This window comes from Bradyrhizobium sp. SZCCHNPS1003, from assembly GCF_032381555.1.
In the GTDB taxonomy this organism is placed as follows: domain Bacteria; phylum Pseudomonadota; class Alphaproteobacteria; order Rhizobiales; family Xanthobacteraceae; genus Bradyrhizobium.
In genome coordinates this window covers 215,451-236,093 of record NZ_JAUHIU010000013.1, presented here as the reverse complement: position 1 = coordinate 236,093, position 20,643 = coordinate 215,451, and the positions used below count along the sequence as shown (strand labels likewise).

Annotated in this window: 17 protein-coding genes; 9 read left to right on the top strand and 8 right to left on the bottom strand. The window is 65.5% G+C overall.

Annotated features, from left to right (window positions below; all coding sequences use genetic code 11):
- Positions 1–244: 244 nt before the first annotated feature.
- From QX126_RS22565 to QX126_RS22535, 7 genes are all read right to left on the bottom strand, one after another.
- Positions 245–1,468 (bottom strand): ABC transporter substrate-binding protein, encoded by a 1,224-nt coding sequence (locus QX126_RS22565; RefSeq protein ID WP_315734707.1) that lies wholly within the window; start codon positions 1,466–1,468, stop codon positions 245–247.
- A 313-nt stretch (positions 1,469–1,781) separates the two neighbouring features.
- Complete coding sequence (locus QX126_RS22560) at positions 1,782–3,005, bottom strand: ABC transporter substrate-binding protein (RefSeq protein WP_315783740.1); 1,224 nt, start codon at positions 3,003–3,005, stop codon at positions 1,782–1,784.
- Positions 3,006–3,015: 10 nt separating this feature from the next.
- Positions 3,016–4,032, bottom strand: a complete 1,017-nt coding sequence (locus QX126_RS22555) for a branched-chain amino acid ABC transporter permease (RefSeq protein WP_315783738.1) — start codon at positions 4,030–4,032, stop codon at positions 3,016–3,018.
- A gap of 2 nt (positions 4,033–4,034) precedes the next feature.
- Positions 4,035–4,913 carry a branched-chain amino acid ABC transporter permease gene (locus tag QX126_RS22550; protein ID WP_315753504.1) on the bottom strand — a complete coding sequence of 293 codons (879 nt, stop codon included), beginning with the start codon at positions 4,911–4,913 and terminating at the stop codon, positions 4,035–4,037.
- Positions 4,914–4,926: 13 nt separating this feature from the next.
- Positions 4,927–5,640, bottom strand: coding sequence for an ABC transporter ATP-binding protein (locus QX126_RS22545; RefSeq protein ID WP_315753502.1), 714 nt, complete (start codon positions 5,638–5,640; stop codon positions 4,927–4,929).
- Entirely contained in the window at positions 5,637–6,434 is a 798-nt protein-coding gene (locus tag QX126_RS22540) for an ABC transporter ATP-binding protein (protein WP_315734696.1), read from the bottom strand. The genes QX126_RS22545 and QX126_RS22540 overlap by 4 nt, the downstream gene beginning before the upstream one ends.
- Before the next feature lie 66 nt (positions 6,435–6,500).
- Positions 6,501–7,385 carry an IclR family transcriptional regulator gene (locus tag QX126_RS22535; protein WP_315734694.1) on the bottom strand — a complete coding sequence of 295 codons (885 nt, stop codon included), beginning with the start codon at positions 7,383–7,385 and terminating at the stop codon, positions 6,501–6,503.
- A gap of 213 nt (positions 7,386–7,598) precedes the next feature.
- On the opposite strand from QX126_RS22535, the gene QX126_RS22530 reads away from it, so the two are divergent.
- From QX126_RS22530 to glpK, 7 genes are all read left to right on the top strand, one after another.
- Positions 7,599–9,692, top strand: coding sequence for a 3-hydroxyacyl-CoA dehydrogenase NAD-binding domain-containing protein (locus QX126_RS22530; protein WP_315783736.1), 2,094 nt, complete (start codon positions 7,599–7,601; stop codon positions 9,690–9,692).
- A 178-nt stretch (positions 9,693–9,870) separates the two neighbouring features.
- A complete protein-coding gene (gene pimA / locus QX126_RS22525) occupies positions 9,871–11,535 on the top strand; it encodes a dicarboxylate--CoA ligase PimA (RefSeq protein ID WP_315783734.1) in 1,665 nt (554 codons plus the stop codon).
- Between the two features lie 20 nt (positions 11,536–11,555).
- Positions 11,556–12,743 carry an acetyl-CoA C-acyltransferase gene (locus QX126_RS22520; protein WP_315783732.1) on the top strand — a complete coding sequence of 396 codons (1,188 nt, stop codon included), beginning with the start codon at positions 11,556–11,558 and terminating at the stop codon, positions 12,741–12,743.
- Between the two features lie 249 nt (positions 12,744–12,992).
- Positions 12,993–14,183 (top strand): pimeloyl-CoA dehydrogenase large subunit, encoded by a 1,191-nt coding sequence (gene pimC, locus QX126_RS22515; RefSeq protein ID WP_315783731.1) that lies wholly within the window; start codon positions 12,993–12,995, stop codon positions 14,181–14,183.
- Positions 14,184–14,327: 144 nt separating this feature from the next.
- Positions 14,328–15,470 carry a pimeloyl-CoA dehydrogenase small subunit gene (gene pimD, locus QX126_RS22510; protein WP_315783729.1) on the top strand — a complete coding sequence of 381 codons (1,143 nt, stop codon included), beginning with the start codon at positions 14,328–14,330 and terminating at the stop codon, positions 15,468–15,470.
- Between the two features lie 275 nt (positions 15,471–15,745).
- Positions 15,746–16,519 carry an SDR family oxidoreductase gene (locus QX126_RS22505; protein ID WP_315783727.1) on the top strand — a complete coding sequence of 258 codons (774 nt, stop codon included), beginning with the start codon at positions 15,746–15,748 and terminating at the stop codon, positions 16,517–16,519.
- Between the two features lie 300 nt (positions 16,520–16,819).
- Positions 16,820–18,322 carry a glycerol kinase GlpK gene (glpK, locus tag QX126_RS22500; RefSeq protein WP_315783725.1) on the top strand — a complete coding sequence of 501 codons (1,503 nt, stop codon included), beginning with the start codon at positions 16,820–16,822 and terminating at the stop codon, positions 18,320–18,322.
- Positions 18,323–18,343: 21 nt separating this feature from the next.
- On the opposite strand, the gene QX126_RS22495 is transcribed toward glpK, so the two are convergent.
- A complete protein-coding gene (locus QX126_RS22495; protein WP_315783723.1) occupies positions 18,344–19,234 on the bottom strand; it encodes an alpha/beta hydrolase in 891 nt (296 codons plus the stop codon).
- 110 nt (positions 19,235–19,344) lie between these two features.
- Here QX126_RS22495 and QX126_RS22490 point away from each other — a divergent pair, with 110 nt between their 5' ends.
- Together QX126_RS22490 and QX126_RS22485 are read left to right on the top strand one after the other, a co-directional pair.
- On the top strand, positions 19,345–19,938 hold the full coding sequence (locus QX126_RS22490; protein WP_315783721.1) for a GNAT family N-acetyltransferase: 594 nt from the start codon (positions 19,345–19,347) through the stop codon (positions 19,936–19,938).
- A 60-nt stretch (positions 19,939–19,998) separates the two neighbouring features.
- Positions 19,999–20,631, top strand: a complete 633-nt coding sequence (locus QX126_RS22485; RefSeq protein WP_315783719.1) for a glutathione S-transferase family protein — start codon at positions 19,999–20,001, stop codon at positions 20,629–20,631.
- Positions 20,632–20,643: the final 12 nt, after the last annotated feature.

Sequence of the window (20,643 nt, the reverse complement as noted above, 5' to 3'; positions counted from 1 at the left end):
GACTCCTTCTCGGCCTTGGAGCTTGGCCTTGTTGTTGGATCCGCCCGCAAGGCGGGCGACTCGTTTCACTCCGGACGAGTCCCCATAGCGCAGCCGCGCGCTCGGCGTAACCGCCGCCGCTGCATGACCGCCTCTCTTTCAACTCCTAGCTTAAGAAATTCTTGGCAAAGACAGCAAAGATGCTTGGAGAGAGCGCCGCCTGCGGCGGGAGGCCGCAGGAGGCGGTTTCAACTGCGTTCCGTCGTTAGCCGCCGACGTCGGCGGAGATCACGTCGCCGAACAGCTCCCACTTCTCGCCCTTGAAGCGCATCAGCTGCAACTGGCTGACGGGTGCGAAGTCGGTCGCCGAGGTGTTGATCGTGATGCCAGGCAGCAGCATCTCGGTGCGGAAGTTGCGCAGGGATGCGGCCTGCTTCATGACGTTCTCGCGGGTGAGGTTGTCGCCGCACTGTTTCAGCACTTGGACCAGCGTCTGCGCGACGCTGTAGCCGACGACCGTTCCGCCGTCGAGCTTGTCGCCATCGGGAAAATCCTTGGACATGAAGTCGAGGAATTGCTTCATCCCGGCATCGTCCTTCCATTGCGGATCGGAGACGTCCTTCAGATAGGCCGCCGAGATGATGTCCTGCGAATTCTCATAGCCAGCCGGCTTCAGGACGCTGCCGACGGAGGCGGAGACGTTGTTGAGGATATGCAGCGTCTTCCAGTCGATCTCCTTGACCTTCTTGATTGCCTGCGCCGCAAATTTCGGCGTGGTGATGTTCACGAATACGTCGGCGCCCGTGGACTTGAGTTTGACAATGTGATTGTCGATCGAGGGTTCGGCGGTCTCGTAGCTCTCCTCCATGACGATCATTGAGGCGGCCTTGGCGCCAAGCCCGTCCTTCAGCCCTTTCAGATAGTCCTTGCCGTAATCATCGTTCTGATACAGCACAGCGATCTTGGCGTCCGGCTTTTCCTTCAGCAGATATTTTGCGTAGATTCGGGATTCGCTCTGGTAGTTGGGCTGCCAGCCCATGGTCCAGGGGAAATCCTTCGGGTCGTTCCACTTGGTGGCGCCGGTGGCGACGAACAGCTGCGGGACCTTCTTCGAGTTCATGTATTTGTGGATTGCCGAGTTCGGCGGCGTGCCCAGCGAATTGAAGATGAACAGCACCTCATCGCTCTCGACCAGCTTGCGTGCCTGTTCGACCGTCTTTGGCGGCGAATAGGCGTCGTCATAAGAGATGAAGTTGATCTTGCGACCGTTGATGCCTCCCTCGGCGTTGATCTTCTTGAAGTAGGCCGCTTCCGTCTTGCCGATGATGCCGTAGGCCGAGGCCGGCCCGCTATAGGGCATGATGTTGCCGATCTTGATCTCGGCGTCGGAGGCGCCGGTGTCGTACTTCTTGTCGGCGGCGATTGCGGAGCTCGAGGCGAGGACGATGGCGGCGGCCGAGGCGAGGGCGGCCCTTCGCGTGATCATCATGGTGCGTTTCTCCCGTGTTGGTTTGGTTGACGTGTCGCGGCCGCCTTGATGGAGGCTCTTGTTACGCCCGGAACTATAGCAGAGCTGCACCGGGGTGGTTGCGACATCACGGCACGGTCCGTGTTTTCGCGGTGCCTGGGCGGTCCATGTCATGTGCAACTGCGAGAGATCGGCGCAATCTCCGCGAGTGAGTGCTCTGCAAGAACAGCCTGAGATAAATGGCTCGATGCCGATCCAGATATGAAAAAGCCCTCCGCGCCGATAGCGCGGAGGGCCAGTGGAGATCGGCACCGCTTTCTGCGGCGATGCGCGATTACTCGATGGCGCCGCTGATCGCCTCGCCGAACAGCTCCCACTTCTCGCCTTTGAACCGCATCATCTGCAATTGCTCGATCGGCGCGAAGTCGGTGGCCGAGGTGTTGATCTTGACGCCCGGCAGCAGCGTGTCGGGCGCGAAGTCCTTCAGGCTCGCGGCCTGCTTCATCACATTGGCGCGGGTCAGGTCGTCACCGCACATCTGCAGCACCTTCACCAGCGTCTGCGCGGCGCCGTAGCCATAGACCGTCGAGCTGTCGAGCTTGTTGGCGTCGGGATAATGCTGCGCGAGGAAGTCGAAGAACTTCTTCATGCCGGGATCATCGTTCCACTGCGGATCCGCAGCATCCTTGGCATAGGCGGCCGAAAGAATCCCTTGCGAGTTCTCGAAGCCGGCCGGCTTGATCACGCTGCCGACGGAGGCCGACACGTTGACGACGAGATGGGTCGGATGCCAGTCGATCTCGGCGAGCTTCTTGATCGCCTGTGCAGCGAATTTGGGCGTCGTGACGCTAAAGAACACGTCGGCGCCCGAGGCCTTGAGCTTGACGATGTGGCCGTCGATCGAGGGCTCTGAGGTCTCGTAGCTCTCTTCCATGACGATCATGGACGCGGCCTTGTCGCCCAGACCGTCCTTGAGGCCCTTGAGATAGTCCTTGCCGAAATCGTCGTTCTGGAACAGCACCCCGATCTTGGCGCCGGGCTTGTCCTTGAGCAGGTACTTCGCGTAGATGCGGCCCTCGCTCTGGTAGCTCGGCTGCCAGCCCATGGTCCAGGGGAAGTTCTTCGGGTCGTTCCACTTGGTGGCGCCGGTGGCGACGAACAGTTGCGGGATCTTCTTGCCGTTGAGATATTTCTGGATCGCCGAGTTCGAGGGCGTGCCGAGCGGGTTGAAGATGAACAGGACCTCATCGCTCTCGACCAGCTTGCGCACCTGCTCGACCGCCTTGGGCGGCGAGTACGCGTCGTCATAGCTGACGAAGTTGATCTTGCGGCCGTTGATGCCGCCCTCGGCGTTGATCTTCTTGAAATACGCCTCCTCGGTCTTTCCGATCACGCCGTAGGCGGACGCCGGCCCGCTATAAGGCATGATGTTGCCGATCTTGATCTCGGTGTCGGAGGCGCCGGTGTCGTATTTCTTCTGGGCGAATGCTCCGCCCGAGGTGAGGGCGATGACCGCCGTCGCGAGCGCGGCGATTCGTAGTTGTTGAATGAGCTGCAAGAGTTCCTCCCTAGTTCTTTCTGAGTTTGCCGAGCAGCTGCTGCGCCACCATCGCCACCTGCCGCGAGCCGTGCGGCACGAGGAAGATGACGAGGAACAGCAGCACGCCGAACACCGCGCCGGATAGGCCCTTCGAAATGCTTTCGGCGATATTGGGGACGAAGATGATGAAGGCGGCGCCGACGAACGAGCCGGGCAGCCAGCCGACGCCGCCGACGACCATGCCGAGGAACAGCGAAATCGCGAGCGTAATGGTGTAGCTGTCGGGCGCCACGAACTGCACCGCGATGGCGCCGAGACCGCCGGCGACGCCGGTGATGCCGGCGCTGACGCCGAACGCCAGCGTCTTGTAGGTCGCGACGTCGATGCCCATGGCGGAGGCCGCGATCTCGTTGTCGCGGATCGCCATGAAGGCGCGGCCGGAGCGCGAGCGCAGCAGGTTGACCGAGAACACGTAGATCGCGATCGTGATCGCCAGGGTGAAGTAGTACAGCCACATGTCCTGGGACATAGGCAAGCCGAACGGCGCATCCGGCTTGGTCACCACCAGGCCCTGCACGCCGCCGGTCCATTGCTCGAAGAAGCCGAGCTTGAGGATCTGCGGCATCGCCGTGGCGAGCGCGAAGGTGGCGAGCGCGAGATAGACACCTGACAGTCGCAGCGCCGGCTGGCCGAACAGGAAGCCGAAGCCGAAGCAGATGACGCCGGCGACCGGCAGGGTCAGCGCGTAGTTGACGTTGTACTGCTCCATCAGGATCGCCGAAGTATAGGCGCCGACGGCATAGAACGCGCTGTTGCCGAGCGAGAACTGGCCGGAGCCGCCGGTCAGGATGTTCAGCGCCAGCACGGCCAGTCCGTAGATCAGCAGCATCGTCATCTGGAAGATGATGAAGTTCTTGATGAACAGCGGCACCACCAGGAGCAGCAGCACGATCACGAAGGTCGTACCGGAGCTCAAGGTCATGGCCCGCTTCGGAACGGCCTCGACCGCGGGCGCCTGGGATGTGATGTCCTCGATTGCGCTCATGATCAGACTCGCTTCACGATGCTGCGGCCGAACAGGCCGGCGGGCTTGATGACCAGGACGGAGATGATGAGGGCCAGCGCGATCGGCAGCTTCATCTCGTTGCCGACATGCGGGATGTAGGTTCCGGCGAGATTCTCGAAGATGCCGACCAGGAAGCCGCCGAGCACCGCGCCGAACGGGCTGGTGAGGCCGCCGAGCACGGCCGCGGCGAACCCGTAGATCAGGACGCCGCCCATCATGTTGGGCTCGAGGAAGACCACCGGCGCGATCAGCATGCCGGCGATCGAGCCGATCGCCGCCGCCATGCCCCAGCCGAGCGCGATCATCCAGGACGTGTTGATGCCGACCAGCCGCGCCGACTCGGGCACCGCCGCCGCCGCGCGCATCGCAAGCCCGACCCTGGTGTACTGGAAGAAGAAGTACAGGCCGATCAGCAGCAGCAAGGTGATGCCGATCATGCCGGCCTGATGCGTCGAGATCAGCTGGCTGCCCAGGAACGGCGACGATCCGAACGGTGTCGGATACTGCTTGATGGTGAAGTCCCAGGTCAGTCCGGCAAAGGAGTTGATGATCGAGTACAGCGCGATGAAGCCCGCGACCTGGGTCAGGATCGGCGCCTTGGTGAGCGGCTTGAACAGCACGCGCTCGATCGCGATGCCGCCGGCAAAGGAGAAGGCCAGCGTCACCACGAAGGCAACCCAGTAGGGCAGGCCCCATTGCATTAGCTGCCAGGAGATGAAGGTCGAAAACATCGCCATCTCGCCTTGCGCGAAGTTGAGGTGGTCGATCGCCTGGTAGATCATCACGACCGCGAGCGCCATGCAGGCGTAGATCGCACCCGTCGCAATGCCGGCCAGGACTTGGTTGGTGAACAGCTCCATTGTCCCGCCTCCGTTAGTAGCCCAGATAGGATTTGCGGACGTTCTCGTCGTTCGCGATGTCCGAGGCGACACCCGACATGACGATGCGGCCGGTCTCGATCACATAGGCCTGGTCGGCGAGCTCCAGCGCGAGCTGCGCGTTCTGCTCGACGACGAGGATCGATACCTTTTCCTCGCGGTTGATCTTGCCGAGGATGCCGAAGAGGTCGCGGACCACCAGCGGCGCGAGGCCGAACGACGGCTCGTCGAGCAGCATCAACCTGGGACGCAGCATCAACGCCCGCGCCACCGCCAGCATCTGCTGCTCGCCGCCGGACAGGGTGCCGGCCTGCTGGGTGTGGCGCTCCTTCAGCTTCGGGAAGTAGGAATACATCCGCTCGATGTCGGCAACGATGCCGGCCTTGTCGCTGCGGGTGATGGCGCCGAGCTGCAGGTTTTCTTCCACCGTCATGTTGGTGAAGGTGCCGCGGCCCTGCGGCACATGGGCAATGCCGAAGCGCACGATGCTCTCGGTCGATTTGTTGTTGAGCGGCTTGCCCTCGAACTCGATCGCGCCGGTCGAGCGCACCATGTTGCAGATGGCGCGCAGGGTGGTGGTCTTGCCCGCGCCATTGGCTCCGAGCAGGGTCGTCAGCGAGCCTTCGTTGAGGGAGAAGGAGAGGCCGTGCAGGGCCTGGACCTGGCCGTAATAGGCGCGCAGGTCCTTGACGTTGAGCAGCGGCGTCATTGATCCTTGCTCCCGAGATAGGCCTTGATGACGTCGGGATCGGCCTGCACCTGGGCGGGCGTGCCCTCGGCGAGCTTGCGGCCGAAATTCAGCGCCACGACGTGGTCGGCGATCGACATCACCAGTCCCATGTGATGCTCGACCAGCAGCACGGTCACCTTGCGGTCGTCGCGGATGCGCCGGATCAGATCGCCCAGCACATGGACCTCCTCGTGATTGAGGCCGCCGGCGGGCTCGTCGAGCAGCAGGATCTTCGGGTCGGCGGCGAGCGCGCGCGCCAGCTCGACGCGCTTCTGGGTGCCGAACGGCAGCCCGGACACGGTCTTGTGCGCGACCTCCTCGAGGTCGAGATAGGCGAGAATCTCGTGAACCTTGGTGTTGACGGAATTCTCGCTGCGCCGGACCCAGGCCAGACGCAGCGAATCCGAGATGATGTCGCTGGAGGTGCGCGCGTGGGTGCCGACGCGGACGTTGTCGAGCACGGAGAGATTGGGAAACAGCGCGACGTTCTGGAAGGTGCGGCCGATGCCGATCTCGGCGATGCGGTGCGGCGGCCGCTTCAGGATGCTGCGGCCTTCCATCAGGATGTCGCCGGAGCTCGGCTGATAGAGGCGGCTGAGGCAGTTGAACAGGGTGGTCTTGCCGGCGCCGTTCGGGCCGATGAGGCCGAGGATCTGGCCCTGGCGCATGTCGAACGAGACGCCGTTCAGCGCCACGATGCCGCCGAACACGACGCTGACGTCGCGGACGGCGAGCAGCGGATCGTTGGTCTGGGCGAGTTGTGCCTGCGTCATCTCGTCTCGCCCCTCCCGAAATCGTTCAGGTCAGGACGCGGCGCCAGCCGACCGCGATGATGCAGGCTATCTGATACCCTCGGCAACACGGGCAACTTTTCCTCCTGGCTTCGGCTTCTTATTGAGTTCTTTGTTTGATGGGCTGCTTGTTTGATTAGTTGACAGCGCGAGGCCGCCGAGCGCCGCTTCGATGTTCCTTACCATCGCGACGAGACGAGGTCCAATGTCGGTCCGCAAACGCTCTTCCGTGAAGCGGAATGCCGGTGCTCCGCAATTCACGGCGTAGGGACCGGTTCCGTCGTTCAGCCGCAACGCGACGCCGACCGCATGAACGTCGTCCTGCCATTCGCCGGCCGAGATGGTGAAGCCATATTTCGCGACGGTCTCGCCGGCGCGTTCGATGCCGTCGCGGATCTTCGGCCAACGGCTGCCATAATGCTCGCGCATCTCCCGCATCAACGCGGCGCGGTCCTCGTCCGGCAGCGCCCAGATGTAGGCGCGGCCCATTGCTGTCGTTGCAATCGGAATGCGCGATCCGACGTCGAGTTGAACGTTGACGACGCCGTGACGGCTCTGGCCGAAATAGATCATGCTGAGCCGGTCGCGGCCGCCGATCGCGACCGCGCCGCCGGTCTCGCGCATCAGTTGCTCGCGGAATGGCTCGGAAAGATGGCGGATGCCGAGGTTGGCGAGCGCGGCATAGCCCAGCGCCAGCGCCGATGGCGCCAACTGGTATTTCTCGAAGCGCGGCACCGGGGTGAGATAGCCGAGCTTGGTGAGCGTATAAGTCAGGCGCGAGACCGTGGCCTTCGGCAGGTTGGTGCGCGCGGCGATTTCCTGATTGCCCAGCAGGCCGTCATTCGGCCGGAATGCCCGCAGCACGTCCAGGCCGCGCGCCAGCGCGACGACGAAGCTCCGATCGGTCGCTGGTTTCTTCCCTGGGCGTTTCATGTCATCGGCTGTTGATTGATGAGCCTCGTTGACAACGCTCGTGCTTCAAAATAACCCTGGATGTCAAGATGTGGAATTAGATTTCGCACTGCGGAATTGACGTTCAGCAGCGGGTAGACGCAAGCAAGGCTGATACTCTGCGCAAATGAAAAGCCAAGAATTGGCCGGCACGTTAACCGGCCGCAAAGAAACGACATCCCAAGGAGCTTACGCGTGAGCGAAGTGGCAAAGCTTGATCGTCATGACATCATCGGCATCGTCACCATCGACAGTCCGCCCGTCAATGCGCTGAGTGCCGCAGTGCGCGGCGGCATCCTGGACAACGTCAAGGCGGCGATCGCCGATCCCGCGATCAAGGCGATCGTGCTCACCTGCGGCGGGCGCACGTTCATCGCCGGCGCCGATATCACCGAATTCGGCAAGCCGCCGAAGCCGCCGGCGCTCAACGACGTCTTGAGCACGATCGAGAACAGCCCCAAGCCGGTGATTGCCGCCATTCATGGAACGGCCCTGGGCGGTGGTCTCGAAGTGGCGCTCGCCTGTCATTATCGTGTCGCCACCAAGGAGGCGAAGCTCGGCCTGCCCGAGGTGAAGCTCGGCCTGCTGCCGGGCGCGGGCGGCACCCAGCGCCTGCCGCGCGCCGTAGGCCCCGAGCTCGCGGTCAAGATGATCGTCGGCGGCGATCCGATCGGCGCGGCGGAGGCGCACAAGGCGGGCCTGATCGAGGAGATCGTCGAGGGGCCGGCATCGGGCGGCGAGGCCTTCGCGCGCAAGGTGGTGGCGGAGAACCGTCCGCTGCGCAAGTTGCGTGACGACGATTCCAAGCTGGCGGCCGCCAAGGCCGATCGCTCGATCTTCACCAGTGCGGTGGCGGCGATCACCAAGAAGTCGCGCGGCCTCGAGGCGCCGTTCGCGGCCGCCGACGCGGTCGGCTACGCGATCGACCTGCCGTTCGACGAGGGCCTGAAGAAGGAGCGCGAAGGCTTCCTCAAGCTCCTCACCAGCGATCAGTCCAAGGCGCAGCGCTACGCCTTCTTCGCCGAGCGCGAGGCGGCCAAGATCGCCGGCGTGCCCGAGGGCACCAAGGGTCGCAAGGTCGAGCGCGTCGCCATCATCGGAGCCGGCACCATGGGCGGCGGCATCGCGATGTCGTTCGCCAATGCCGGCATCCCGGTCACGCTGATCGAGACCGCCGAGGAGCAGCTCAAGCGCGGCATGGGCATCATGCAGAAGAACTGGGAGGCGACCGCCGCGCGGGGCGGCATCCCGGCCGATGCGCCGGCCAAGCGCATGGCGCTGATCGATGGCAAGGTCGGACTCGAGAACGTCAAGGATGCCGATCTCGTGATCGAGGCGGTGTTCGAGACCATGGCCGTCAAGAAGGAAGTGTTCGGCAAGCTCGATCAATACGCCAAGCCCGGCGCCGTGCTCGCCTCGAACACGTCCTATCTGAACATCGACGCCATCGCCGCAGAGACCAGCCGCCCGCAGGACGTGCTCGGCATGCACTTCTTCTCACCCGCCAACGTGATGAAGCTGTGCGAGATCGTGCGCGCGGAGAAAACCGCGCCGGACGCGCTCGTCACGGCAGTATCGATCGCGCGCAAGATCGCCAAGGTGCCGGCGGTGGTCGGTGTCTGCGACGGCTTCGTCGGCAACCGCATGCTGGCGCAGCGCGGCAAGCAGGCCGAGAAGCTGTTGTTCGAAGGCGCGCTGCCGCAGCAGGTCGACGCCGTCGTTACCAAGTTCGGCATGCCGATGGGCCCGTTCGCGATGGGCGATCTCGCCGGCCTCGACATCGGCTGGCGCTCGCGCAAGGACCGCGGCATCAAGAGCGAGATCGCGGACGCGCTGTGCGAGGCCGGCCGCTTCGGCCAGAAGACCGGCAAGGGCTATTACAAATACGAGGCCGGCTCGCGTGCGCCGCTGCCGGATCCCGATGTCGAGAAGCTGATCGACGAGACGCTGGCCAAGCTCGGCCTCAAGCGGCGCGCGGTCAGCGACGAGGAGATCCTCGAGCGCATGATGTATCCGATGATCAACGAGGGCGCGAAGATCCTCGCCGAGGGCATCGCCGCGCGGCCGTCGGATATCGATGTCGTCTGGCTCTATGGCTATGGCTGGCCGATCTATCGCGGCGGGCCGATGTACTGGGCCGACAGCGTCGGTCTGAAGCACATCGCCGAGCGGCTGGCGTTCTATGCCAAGGAGACCAATGACCCGTCGCTGGAGCCGGCGCCGCTGCTCAAGAAGCTCGCCGACGAAGGCAAGACCTTCGCGTCGCTGGCACAGGGGAAGGCCGCTTGAGGCTTCGCTCTAGCTCCGTGCTCAACTGCGCCCCCCTCCCCCTTGCGGGGAGGGGTTGGGGGTGGGGGTCCACAACGGCAGTCTCGCCCGGAGCCACCCCCCTCCCAGGTCCTCCCCCACAAGGGGGGAGGGAACGGAGAGAGCGGGGCCGCCTTACGGCAAGAAATACAGAGTCCTCATGACCCATCCCGGCGAACAATACTATCCACAAGGCGTCCGCTGGGACGCGCCGATCGCGCGCGGCACCTTGCCGGACCTGTTGGCGCAGGCGGTGAGCGAGTTCGGCGAGCGCGATGCTCTCGAATTCCGCGATCGGCCGGTCACCTTCAAGCAGCTCGAAGCGCTTGCCAACCAGGCCGCCGCGGCCTTCCTGCGTGCGGGCTTTGGCAAGGGTGCCTCGATCGCGCTGTTCCTCGGCAACACGCCGGACCATCCGATCAATTTCTTCGGCGCACTCAAGGCCGGTGCCCGAATCGTGCATCTGTCGCCGCTCGACGGCGAGATCGCGCTGTCGCACAAGCTCAGCGATTCCGGCGCGCGCATCCTGGTGACGTCGAACCTCGCCGCGCTGCTACCCACCGCGCTGAAGTTCCTCGACAAGGGTCTGATCGATCGGCTGATCGTCTGCGAGGATGACCATTGGGGCAAGGTCGGCACGCCGCAAACGCCGTTGCCGGATAGCCCCGCCGTGATCACCCACCGCGCCTTCGTCGACAGCGCCGTCGCGCCAGCCGCGTGGCCGGCCATCTCGCCCGACGACATCGCCCTGCTGCAATATACCGGCGGCACCACCGGCCTGCCCAAGGGCGCGATGCTGACGCATGGCAATCTCACCTCGGCGGTGTCGATCGCGGAGATCTGGGGTCGCGCGACGCGCGCGAACGGCAACGGCTCCGACCGCGTCATCTGCGTCTTGCCGCTGTTCCACATCTATGCGCTGACGGTGGTGCTGCTGACCTCGCTGCGCCTCGGCAGCCTGATCTCGCTGCACCAGCGCTTCGATCTCGAAGCCGTGATGCGCGACATCGAGGTCAAGCGCGCGACCTATTTCCCGGGCGTGCCGACGATGTGGATCGCGATCGCCAACCTGCCCGACCTCGACACGCGCGATCTGTCGTCGCTGACCAGCGTCGGCTCCGGCGGCGCGCCGCTTCCGGTCGAGGTCGCGCGCATCCTCGAGCGCCGCGTCGGCATGAAGCTGAAGAGCGGCTGGGGCATGACCGAGACCTGCTCGCCCGGCACCGCCCACCCCAAGGGCGGCCCGGACAAGCCGGGCTCGATCGGGATCACGCTGCCCGGCATCGAGATGGACGTCGTGTCGCTCGAGGATCCCTCAAAGGTGCTTGGCGTGAACGAGGTCGGCGAGATCCGGATCAAGGGGCCAAACGTCACCAAGGGCTATTGGAACCGGCCGGAGGAAACGGCGCAGTCGTTCGTCGGCGATCATTTCCTGACTGGCGACATCGGCTATGTCGACGCCGACGGTTTCTACTTCCTGGTCGACCGCAAGAAGGACATGATCATCTCCGGCGGCTTCAACGTCTATCCGCAGATGATCGAGCAGGCGATCTACACCCATCCGGCGGTGCACGAGGTCATCGTGATCGGCATTCCCGACGCCTATCGCGGCGAGGCCGCCAAGGCCTTCATCAAGCTGCGCGACGGCGCAGCACCGTTCCCGGTCGAGGATCTCCGCGCCTTCCTCACCGGCAAGCTCGGCAAGCACGAGCTGCCCGCGGCGGTCGAGTTCGTCGACGAGCTGCCGCGCACGCCGGTCGGCAAGCTGTCGCGTCACGAACTGCGCCAGCAGCAATCACCCACGTCTCACAGCAAACATCAGTAACAACAACAGGAGGTCCGCCCATGACCGATGCCGTCATCGTTTCCACCGCCCGCACGCCGATCGGCAAGGCCTATCGCGGCGCGCTCAACGCCACTGGCGGCGCGACGCTGCTCGGCCACGCCATCGGCGAGGCCGTCAAGCGCGCCAAGGTCGATCCGGCCGAGGTCGAGGACGTCGTGATGGGCGCGGCCCTGCAGCAGGGCTCGACCGGCGGCAACATCGCGCGCAAGGCGCTGCTGCGCGCCGGCCTGCCGGTGTCGGTCGGCGGCACCACGATCGACCGCCAATGCGCCTCCGGCCTGCAGGCGATCGCGCTCGCGGCGCGCTCGGTGATCTTCGACGGCGTCGAGATCGCCGTCGGCGGCGGCGGCGAGTCGATCTCGCTGGTCCAGAACGACAAGATGAACGCCTTCCAGGCGACCGATCCGGCGCTGCTCGAGATCAAGGGCGACGTCTACATGCCGATGATCGACACCGCCGAGATCGTCGCCAAACGCTACGGCATCTCGCGCGAGCGGCAGGACGAATATGCGCTGGAGAGCCAGCGCCGCACCGCGGCCGCGCAGCAGGGCGGCAAGTTCAACGACGAGCTGGCGCCGATCACCACCAAGATGGCGGTGACCGACAAGGCCACCGGCAACATCTCGTTCAAGGACGTGACCTTCTCGCAGGACGAAGGCCCGCGTCCGGAGACGACCGCCGAAGGTCTCGCCGGCCTCAAGGCCGTGCGCGGCGACGGCTTCTCGATCACCGCCGGCAATGCCAGCCAGCTGTCCGATGGCGCCTCGGCCTGCGTGATCATGAGCGACGCCAACGCGGCCAAGCGCGGCCTGCAGCCGCTCGGCATCTTCCGCGGCTTCGTTGCGCATGGCTGCGAGCCCGACGAGATGGGCATCGGCCCGGTGTTCGCGGTGCCGCGGCTGCTCAAGCGCCACGGCCTCACCGTCGACGACATCGGCCTGTGGGAGCTCAACGAGGCGTTCGCCGTGCAGGTGCTGTACTGCCGCGACAAGCTCGGCATCGACCCCGAAAAGATCAACGTCAATGGCGGCGCCATCGCGGTCGGCCATCCCTATGGCATGTCGGGCGCGCGGCTGACGGGCCATGCGCTGATCGAAGGCCGCCGCCGCAAGGCCAAATACGCCGTCGTCACCATGTGCGTCGGCGGCGGCATGGGCGCCGCCGGCCTGTTCGAAGTGCTGCAGTAACTTGATTGTCGTCCCGCGCGAATCTCGCGCGGGATTTCCCACAGCTGTCGTCCCGGGCAAGCTTGCGAGCGCGCGAGCGCTCGCAAGTGCAGACCCGGGACCCATACCGCGCGATATCGCTTGAGGCATTCTGGCAGTCGCCTTTGCCTCCAACGAGCGCCGGTGGTTATGGGTCCCTGCGTTCGCAGGGACGACAGCGGAGCAAGACGCGCCAACCGAATACCGAATTGAATAGTCAGGGAGGATCCGATGGATCTTGCATTCACGAGGGAAGAGCAGGCGTTCCGCGAGGAAGTGCGGCAGTTCTTCAGGGACAATGTGCCGCCGGAGACGCGGCGGAAGATGATCGAAGGCCGCCATCTGTCGAAGGACGAGATGGTGACCTGGTGGCGCATCCTCAACAAGAAGGGTTGGGGTGTCTCGCACTGGCCGGAGGAATATGGCGGCACCGGTTGGACCTCGGTGCAGCACTACATCTTCAACGAGGAGCTGCAGGCCTATCCGGCGCCGCAGCCGCTCGCCTTCGGCGTCAGCATGGTCGGCCCGGTGATCTATACCTTCGGCAACGAGGCGCAGAAGAAGCAGTATCTGCCGCGCATCGCCAATGTCGACGACTGGTGGTGCCAGGGCTTCTCCGAGCCGGGCTCGGGCTCCGACCTCGCCTCGCTGAAGACCAAGGCCGAGCGCCGCGGCGACAAGTGGATCATCAACGGCCAGAAGACCTGGACCACCTTGGCTCAGCACGCCGACATGATCTTCTGCCTGTGCCGCACCGATCCCGCGGCGAAGAAGCAGATGGGCATCTCCTTCATCGTCTTCAGCATGAAGTCGAAGGGCGTCACGGTGCGTCCGATCCAGACCATCGACGGCGGCCACGAGGTCAACGAGGTGTTCTTCGACGACGTCGAGGTGCCCATCGAGAACCTGATCGGCGAGGAGAACAAGGGCTGGGACTACGCCAAGTTCCTGCTCGGCAATGAGCGCACGGGGATTGCCCGCGTCGGCGTCTCCAAGGAGCGCATCCGCCGCATCAAGGAGCTCGCCGGCAAGATCGAATCCGGCGGCCGTCCCGTGCTGGAAGACCCGTCGTTCCGCGAGAAGCTCACGGCGTGTGAGGTCGAGCTCAAGGCGCTGGAGCTGACGCAGCTGCGCGTCGTCGCCGACGAAGGCAAGCACGGCAAGGGCAAGCCCAATCCGGCGTCCTCGGTGCTGAAGATCAAGGGCTCCGAGATCCAGCAGACCACGACCGAGCTGTTGATGGAGGTGATCGGCCCGTTCGCCGCGCCGTATGACGTGCACGGCGACGACGACACCAACGAGACGATGGACTGGACCGCCCAGATTGCGCCGAGCTACTTCAACAACCGCAAGGTCTCGATCTACGGCGGCTCCAACGAGATCCAGCGCAACATCATCGCCAAGGCGGTGCTGGGGCTCTGACATGTGAGCCGCAGCGCCTCGACGACGCACGCTGTCATGGCCGGGCTTGACCCGGCCATCCACGCCGCCCGCACAACGGCACGACGTGGATGCCTGCGACAAGCGCGGGCATGACGGAGAATGGGGATACTGGAGAGTCAACCAATGGATTTTGATCTCACCGAGGAGCAGCGCCTCCTCAAGGACAGCATCGACGGCCTGCTGGCGGATGCCTATGATTTCGACAAGCGCAAGCTGTACATGAAGGAGAAGGGCGGCTGGAGCCAGGCGATGTGGTCCAAGCTCGCCGAGCAGGGCCTGCTCGGTCTGCCGTTCTCCGAGGACGATGGCGGCTTCGGCGCCGGTGGCGTCGAGACCATGATCGTGATGGAGGCGATGGGCCGCGCGCTGGTGCTCGAGCCGTATCTGGCGACCGTGGTGCTCGCTGGCGGCTTCCTGCGTCATGGCGGCTCGGCCGCGCAGAAGGCGGCGCATCTTCCCGGCATCATCGACGGCAGCAAGACGTTCGCCTTCGCCCAGCTCGAGAAGCAGTCGCGCTACGACCTGTTCGATGTCGCCGCCTCGGCGAAGAAGAAGGGCGACGGCTATGTCATCGACGGCGAAAAGTTCGTCGTCCTCAACGGCGAGAACGCCGACACCCTGATCGTGACCGCGCGCACCTCGGGCGGCCAGCGCGACAAGTCCGGCATCGGCGTGTTCATCGTGCCGGCGGATGCCAAGGGCGTCACCCGCAAGGGCTATCCGACGCAGGACGGCCTGCACGCGGCCGACATCACCTTCACCGGCGTCGAGATCGGCGCTGACAGCGTGATCGGCGATCCCGCGGGCGGCCTGCCGCTGATCGAGCGCGTCGTCGACGAAGCCCGCATCGCGCTGTGCGCCGAGGCGGTCGGCCTGATGGACGAGTCGCTCAAGACCACGGTCGAGTACATCAAGACGCGCAAGCAGTTCGGCGTCGCGATCGGCTCGTTCCAGTCGCTGCAGCACCGCGCCTCCGACATGTTCGTCGCGCTGGAGCAGGCCCGCTCGATGTCGATGTTCGCGACCATGGCCGCCGAGTTCGACGACGCCAAGGAGCGCGCGACATCGATTGCCGCAGCCAAGGTCCAGATCGGCAAATCAGCCAAGTTCGTCGGCCAGCAGTCGATCCAGCTCCACGGCGGCATCGGCATGACCATGGAGGCCAAGATCGGCCACTATTTCAAGCGGCTGTCGATGATCGAGACGACGTTCGGCGACACCGACTACCACATGCGCCGCGTCAGCGAGGCCGGCGGGTTGATCTAAGCGAATGCGTCGTTGCCGGGCTTGACCCGGCAACCCATCGCTCTCGGAGATGGATGCGCGGGCCTTCGCCGCGCCGAAGGGGCTTCGGCCCCGCAGGCGGGTCAAGGCCCGCGCATGACGGATTTGAGAGAGCTACGTTGCCGGCGTCGACGGGCTCCGGAGCAATTTGATCGTCGAGCCGTCATTGCGAGCGGAGCGAAGCAATCCAGGGCGTCACGCGCAACTCTGGATTGCTCCGTCGCTTCACTCCTCGCAATGACGCGGAGGAAGCAGATATGACCCCCAATCCCTTCGACCTCTCCGGACAGGTCGCCGTCGTCACCGGCTCCAGCCGCGGCATCGGCCGCGCCTCGGCCGAGCTGCTGGCGCAGCTCGGCGCCAAGGTGGTGATCTCCAGCCGCAAGCTTGACGCCTGCGAGGAGGTCGCGAGCGGCATCCGCGCCAACGGCGGCGACGCCCATGTCATCCCCTGCAACATCTCGCGTCGCGCCGAAGTCGATGCGCTGATCGACGGCGCCGTGACGCATTACGGCCAGGTCGACATCCTCGTCTGCAACGCGGCGGTGAACCCGTATTACGGTCCGCTGCTCGACATCACCGACGAGGCCTTCGACAAGATCATGGCCTCCAACGTGAAGAGCAACCTCTGGCTCTGCGCCAAGGCGATCCCGCCGATGGCGGCGCGGGGCAGGGGCTCGGTCATCATCGTCTCCTCGATCGGCGGCCTGCGCGGCTCGACCGTGATCGGCGCCTACGGCATCTCCAAGGCCGCCGATTTTTCGCTGTGCCGCAGCCTCGCCGGCGAATGGGGTCCGCAGGGCGTCCGCATCAATTGCGTCGCGCCGGGCCTGGTCAAGACCGACTTCGCCCGCGCGCTGTGGGAGGACGAGGCCCGCCTGAAACAGCGCTGCGCCACCACGCCGCTCCGCCGCATCGGTGAGCCGCACGAGATCGCCGGCGCGGTCGCCTACCTCGCTTCGGATGCGTCGACCTTCATGACCGGCCAGACCATCGTCGTCGACGGCGGCGTGACCACGGCGGCGGTGTAGCGGGCTCCTACCTAACCGAGCAGCAGCGATCGATTTCCTCACCCTCCCCTGGAGGGGGAGGGTCGCCTCGCGACGAGCGAAGCGAGACGTGAGGCGGGGTGGGGTGATCTCTTCACAAGCACCAGCTCACAAGCACCAGCGTCCGTGGCTTCACCCCACCCCGCTCGCCCGCTGCGCGGTCGATCGACCCTCCCCCTCCAGGGGAGGGCGGACAGGGCACGTGCTGCTCGACCTTGACCTCGCCCGCCTGATCCGCTTGCTTGTCGGCCCAACGTCGTCAACCTCCCGGGAAGAAACCCCATGTCCTTCGTGCTGGCCATCGATCAGGGCACCACGTCCTCGCGCGCGATCGTGTTCCGCTCCGACATCTCGATCGCCGCGGTGGCGCAGCAGGAATTCCCGCAGCATTTCCCGGCGTCGGGCTGGGTCGAGCACGAGCCGGAGGACATCTGGACCTCGACCGTGATGACCTGCCGCGACGCGCTGACGAAGGCGGGCCTGGCCGCAAAGGACATCGCCGCGATCGGCATCACCAACCAGCGCGAGACCACCGTGGTGTGGGACCGCGCCACCGGCCAGGCGGTGCACCGCGCCATCGTCTGGCAGGACCGCCGCACCGCCGACATCTGCGCGCGGCTCAAGGCGGACGGCCATGAGCCGGATGTCAGCGCCAAAACCGGCCTGATCATCGATCCCTATTTCTCCGGCACCAAGGTCGCCTGGATTCTCGACCACGTGCCGGGCGCGCGCGAGCGGGCGGACCGCGGCGAGCTGATGTTCGGCACCGTCGACTGCTACCTGCTGTGGCGCCTGACCGGCGGCAAGGTGCACGCCACCGACGCCACCAACGCGTCGCGCACGCTGCTGTTCAACATCCACACCGGGCAGTGGGACGAGACGCTGTTGAAGCTGCTGCGCGTGCCGCGCTCGATGCTGCCCGAGGTGAAGGACTCCTCCGCCGATTTCGGCACCACCACGCCCGACCTGTTCGGCGGTCCGATCAAGGTCGCGGGCATTGCCGGCGACCAGCAGGCCGCGACGATCGGACAAGCCTGCTTCACGGCGGGCATGATGAAGTCGACCTATGGCACCGGCTGCTTCGCGCTGCTCAACACCGGCGCCACGCCGGTGAAGTCGAACAACAAGCTGCTGACGACCATCGCCTATCAGTTGGGTGGCGTCCGCACCTACGCGCTCGAAGGCTCGATCTTCGTCGCCGGCTCGGCGGTGCAATGGCTGCGCGACGGGCTCGGCATCATCAAGCATGCCGCCGAGACCGGCCCGCTCGCCGACAAGTCCGACTCCATGCAGTCGGTCTATCTGGTGCCGGCCTTCGTCGGCCTCGGCGCACCCTATTGGAATCCGCGCGTGCGCGGCGCGCTGTTCGGCTTGACCCGCAACACCGGCCCGGCCGAGCTCGCGCATGCGACGCTGGAAAGCGTCTGCTATCAGACCTACGATCTGTGGGCCGCGATGCGCGCCGACTGGCCGGACGCGTCGGCCGCCACCATCGTGCTGCGCGTCGATGGCGGCATGACCGCCTCGGACTGGACCATGCAGCGTCTCGCCGACCTGCTCGACGCACCGGTCGACCGTCCCATGATCGAGGAGACCACCGCGCTCGGCGCCGCCTATCTCGCCGGCCTCCACGCGGGCGTCTATCCGGAGCCGGAAAAGTTCGCCGACAATTGGCGCCTCGAACACCGCTTCAAGCCGGCGATGAGCGCAGCGACCCGCCAGCGCAAGCTCGCCGGCTGGGCCCGTGCCGTGAAGGGCGTGCTGGCGAGCGACGAGGGCGAGTAGGGCGCTCACGTCCCACAGCAGCTAAGCCAGGAACGCAGCAAGGTCGGCATTGACCTGCTTCATGTGGGTCACGAACAGCCCATGCGGGCCGCCGGGATAGACCTTCAGCTCGGCGCCCTTGATGCCCTTGGCGGTCGGCCGTCCCGTCATGTCGAGCGGCGCCGAGACGTCCTTGTCGCCGTGCAGGATCAGCACGGGACGGTCGATCTTCGCAAGCACCGGCCGCAGGTCGGTCGCGATCAGCGCGCGGTTGGTGGCGACCGCGACGGGAATGGGCATCTGGCGCATCATCGCCGCGACCCATTCCATCATCTGCGGCGAGGCGTCCTTCGTGAAGAACGGCAGCTTGTTGTCCTCGATCCATTTCGGAAAGTCGCTCTGCCACGCGGCCCAGCACTGCTCGAAATAGCCGTGGGGCGCGCCGAGTGCATTGTCCGCGGTCTGCAGCGGAAACGGCGTCGTCGGTCCGAGCATCGCGATGCGCGAGATGCGTCCCGTGCCGTGCCGCGCGACGTAGTTGAGGATCTCGTTGCAGCCCATGGACATGCCGACCAGCGCGACGTCATCAAGGTCGAGCTGCGCGATGACCTCGGCGATGTCGTCGGCCAGGCGGTCGAGCTCGTAGCCGCTGCCCGGCACGTCGGAGCGTCCATGGCCGCGGCGGTCGAAGGCAATGCAGCGCAGCCCGCGCTGGCTGAGATCGGAGATCTGGTAGGTCCACATCGCGCTGGTCAGCGCCCAGGCATGTACGAACAGCACCGGCCGGCCGCTGCCCCACTCCTCGTGATAGAGCGTCACGCCGTCGCTGCAGCGGATACGCGGGCGCGCCGCGGTCGGTGCGGCGGCGGGGCTCGCTCCCGTCGCCGCGAAGCTGGCTGCTGCCGCGGTCAGCAGCACGTCTCGTCGTTGCATGGGCATGGCTCCTGATGTTGAATGCGCCGACCATGCCGGGACCGCTGTGCGGTTCCAATTACGTCCGGGGTAAGCAAGTTGCCGATCACTCTTCAATCAGGTCGTCTTGAGTGACCATTCCCGACGGATATTTCGACATCCCATCCGGCAAGGTCGCGGCCGTGGTGACCTCGCTGGAAATGCTGGCACCGCCAGTGCTGCCGCCCGATCCGACTGGCGACTGGAGCATTCGCCGCGTCGCGCAGCCCGATCTCGCTTGGTACCGCGACCTCTATGCCCGCGTCGGCTGGGAGTGGCTGTGGTCGCAGCGCACGCGCATGAGCGATGCGGAGCTTGCCAAGACGATTCGCGCTGACGGAGTCGAGATCTACACCTTGGCGCATGACGGCGGTGATGAAGCCCTGCTGGAGCTCGATTTCCGCAAGAAGTCCGATTGCGAGCTGGTGCTGTTCGGCGTCACGTCGAAGCTGATCGGCACCAGCGCCGGCCGCCTGCTGATGAACCACGCGCTGCGCCGCGCCTGGGCACAGCCGCTCACCCGGCTCTGGGTCCACACCTGCAGCTTCGATCATCCGCGCGCGCTCGCCTTCTACCAGCGCTCCGGCTTCCGCCCCTATCGCCGCCAGATCGAGATCGCCCCCGATCCGCGCCTCGACGGCACGCTGCCGCGCGATGTCGCAGCGCATGTGCCGCTGCTCGCCTGAACATGGGAGCTGACAACGGCGCCGAACGGCGCTTCAATGCGCCGCACAGGAGGATAACCGATGTTCCTGATCGGCCAATACGACTCGCCTTTCGTCCGTCGCACCGCGATCGCGCTCAGGCTCTACGGCCTGCCGTTCGAGCACAAGCCGTGGTCGACCTTCGGCGACGCCGACAAGATCGCGCCGTACAACCCGCTGCTGCGCGTACCCGTACTGGTGCTCGACGACGGCGAGGCGCTGATCGATTCGGTCGCGATCCTCGATCATCTCGACGAGACCGTCGGGCCCGAGCGCGCGATGCTGGCGCGGAGCGGCGCGCTGCGCCGCAGGCAGCTGCATACGATCGCGCTCGCGACTGGCTTGGGCGACAAGGCCGTCAGCCTGATCTATGAGCGCGTGCTGCGCAAGGACCGCCTGGCCCTGTGGGTCGCGCGTTGCGAGACGCAGATCTCGGGCGTGCTGGCGATGCTCGAGGCGGAGCGCGCCGCAATCACGACAGACTACTGGTATGGCGAGCGAATCGGCCATGCCGACATTGCCGTCGCCTGCGTGCTGCGCTTCACACGCGAGGCGCATCCGCATCTGTTCGACGCCACGCGCTATCCGGCGCTGGCCGCGCATGCCGCAAGGTGCGAGGCGCTGCCGCCATTCCAGGAGATCGTCCAGCCGCTGGCCCCGCCGAGCGGGGATTGATGGAGTCCATCG

Bases quoted from the DNA above. Each gene is read 5' to 3' on its own strand.
- QX126_RS22545 (WP_315753502.1), bottom strand. From the start codon at position 5,640: ATGACGCCGCTGCTCAACGTCAAGGACCTGCGCGCCTATTACGGCCAG.
- pimA (WP_315783734.1), top strand. From the start codon at position 9,871: ATGACCCATCCCGGCGAACAATACTATCCACAAGGCGTCCGCTGGGAC.
- pimC (WP_315783731.1), top strand. From the start codon at position 12,993: ATGGATCTTGCATTCACGAGGGAAGAGCAGGCGTTCCGCGAGGAAGTG.
- pimD (WP_315783729.1), top strand. From the start codon at position 14,328: ATGGATTTTGATCTCACCGAGGAGCAGCGCCTCCTCAAGGACAGCATC.
- QX126_RS22550 (WP_315753504.1), bottom strand. From the start codon at position 4,913: ATGGAGCTGTTCACCAACCAAGTCCTGGCCGGCATTGCGACGGGTGCG.
- QX126_RS22505 (WP_315783727.1), top strand. From the start codon at position 15,746: ATGACCCCCAATCCCTTCGACCTCTCCGGACAGGTCGCCGTCGTCACC.
- QX126_RS22485 (WP_315783719.1), top strand. From the start codon at position 19,999: ATGTTCCTGATCGGCCAATACGACTCGCCTTTCGTCCGTCGCACCGCG.
- QX126_RS22565 (WP_315734707.1), bottom strand. From the start codon at position 1,468: ATGATGATCACGCGAAGGGCCGCCCTCGCCTCGGCCGCCGCCATCGTC.
- glpK (WP_315783725.1), top strand. From the start codon at position 16,820: ATGTCCTTCGTGCTGGCCATCGATCAGGGCACCACGTCCTCGCGCGCG.
- QX126_RS22555 (WP_315783738.1), bottom strand. From the start codon at position 4,032: ATGAGCGCAATCGAGGACATCACATCCCAGGCGCCCGCGGTCGAGGCC.
- QX126_RS22540 (WP_315734696.1), bottom strand. From the start codon at position 6,434: ATGACGCAGGCACAACTCGCCCAGACCAACGATCCGCTGCTCGCCGTC.
- QX126_RS22520 (WP_315783732.1), top strand. From the start codon at position 11,556: ATGACCGATGCCGTCATCGTTTCCACCGCCCGCACGCCGATCGGCAAG.
- QX126_RS22495 (WP_315783723.1), bottom strand. From the start codon at position 19,234: ATGCAACGACGAGACGTGCTGCTGACCGCGGCAGCAGCCAGCTTCGCG.
- QX126_RS22535 (WP_315734694.1), bottom strand. From the start codon at position 7,385: ATGAAACGCCCAGGGAAGAAACCAGCGACCGATCGGAGCTTCGTCGTC.